Consider the following 1,601-nt stretch of genomic DNA (forward strand, 5'->3'; position numbering starts at 1 on the left):
CGGCGCTCTCGCGGCCGGCCACCGGGCCCGCCTCTACGACGCCGTGGTGCTCAAGACCCTGGGCGCCACCCGGCGCCGGCTGCTCGCGGCCTACACCCTCGAATACGGGGCGCTCGGCCTCGCCACCGCGATCTTCGGCCTCGCCGCCGGTACCCTGGCGGGCTGGGTCATCGTCACTCGGGTGATGAAGCTCGAGTTCACCCTCGATCTCTCCGGCGCCCTGGTCGCCGCGACCCTGGCGGTCGCCTTCGCGATCCTGCTCGGGCTCGCCGGAACCTGGCGCATCCTCGGCCAGAAGCCGGCGCCCTACCTGCGCCAGTTCTGAACCTCACAGCACCTCGATGCCCGCCGTGCCGCCCTCCGCGTAGCGCGCCCCGGCCACGGCGCCCGGGCTGAAGAGGGCATCGAGTTCCGCGATCTCGCCCGGCGTCAGGACGAGATCCACGGCGGCGGCGTTCTCGGCGAGGCGCGCCCTCCGCCGCGCGCCGGGGATCGGCACTACCTCGGGGGCCCGGCTCACCAGCCACGCGAGGGCGACCTGCGCCGGGGTCGCTCCGCGCCGTTCGGCAATGGCGCCGAGGCCGGCGAGAAGCCGCCGGTTCTGCGCCAGCGCCGCGCCCTGGAAACGGGGATTGCCCTTCCGGAAATCGCCCGCCGCGAGGCGATCCGGATCGATCGCCCCGGTGAGGAAGCCTCGCCCGAGCGGCGAATAGGCCACGAAAGTGACGCCGAGGTCCCGGCAGGTTTCCAGCATCCCGTCCTCGGGGCCCCGGCTCCAGAGGGAGTACTCGCTCTGCACGGCAGCGATCGGATGGATCGCGTGGGCGGCCCGCAGAGTCTCGGGCGAGACCTCGGACAGGCCGAGCGCCCGGACCTTGCCCTGCTCGACGAGGCGCGCCATCGCTCCCACGGTCTCGGCCAGCGGCGTCTCCGGGTTCCGGCGATGGCAGTAGTAGAGGTCGATGGTGTCCAGGCCGAGCCGCCGCAGGGAGGCGTCGCAGGCGGACGCGATATAGGCGGGCGTGTTGTCGATCCGCCGTTCCGCACTGTCGGCCCGGCGCACGATGCCGAACTTCGTGGCGACGACGACCCGGTCGCGCCGCCCCGCCAGGAAGCGGCCGAGGAGGGTTTCGTTGTGCCCGAGCCCGTAGGTATCGGCGGTGTCGAGGAAGTCGTAGCCGAGGTCGAGGGCACCCGCGAGGGCGTCGCGGGAGGCGGCCTCGTCGGCGGGGCCGTAGAACTCGGACATGCCCATGCAGCCGAGGCCGGGAACGGAGACGGTGAGGCCGGTACGGCCGAGAGAGCGTCGCAGCATAGGCCTGTCCATGCGTTCGTGATCGGGGCGGTTCGTGAACCGACCTCGGATGTGCCATGGCGGTCTTCCCCCGATAAGCTCAAGAAAGCGGGATGAGCCGTTGAGCCGGGGTCAACAATGCAGCGCGCCGATCTCTCCGACCTCGCGGCGTTCGTGGCCATCGCCACGCGGGGGAGCTTCCGGGCGGCCGCCCTCGATCTCGGGGTCTCCACCTCAGCCCTCAGCCATGCCCTGCGCGGCCTCGAGACCCGGCTCGGCGTTCGCCTCCTCAACCGCACCACCCGCA

The 1,601-nt window shown here is 72.3% G+C and carries 3 protein-coding genes; 2 read left to right on the forward strand and 1 reads right to left on the reverse strand.

Annotation, left to right across the window (positions count from 1 at the left end):
• Window positions 1–325 (forward strand): FtsX-like permease family protein (locus MFF30_RS25795; RefSeq protein WP_238283131.1); only part of this gene is annotated, 325 nt, incomplete at its 5' end.
• Between the two features lie 3 nt (window positions 326–328).
• Here MFF30_RS25795 and MFF30_RS25800 read toward each other — a convergent pair.
• The gene (locus MFF30_RS25800) at window positions 329–1,315 is read right to left on the reverse strand and encodes an aldo/keto reductase (protein WP_238283133.1); all 987 of its coding nucleotides are present in this window, start codon (window positions 1,313–1,315) and stop codon (window positions 329–331) included.
• A 117-nt stretch (window positions 1,316–1,432) separates the two neighbouring features.
• On the opposite strand from MFF30_RS25800, the gene MFF30_RS25805 reads away from it, so the two are divergent.
• On the forward strand, window positions 1,433–1,601 hold a 169-nt coding region (locus tag MFF30_RS25805; RefSeq protein WP_238283135.1), incomplete at its 3' end, for a helix-turn-helix domain-containing protein.

The sequence above is a fragment of the Methylobacterium goesingense genome (genome assembly GCF_022179225.1).
Classification (GTDB): domain Bacteria; phylum Pseudomonadota; class Alphaproteobacteria; order Rhizobiales; family Beijerinckiaceae; genus Methylobacterium; species Methylobacterium goesingense.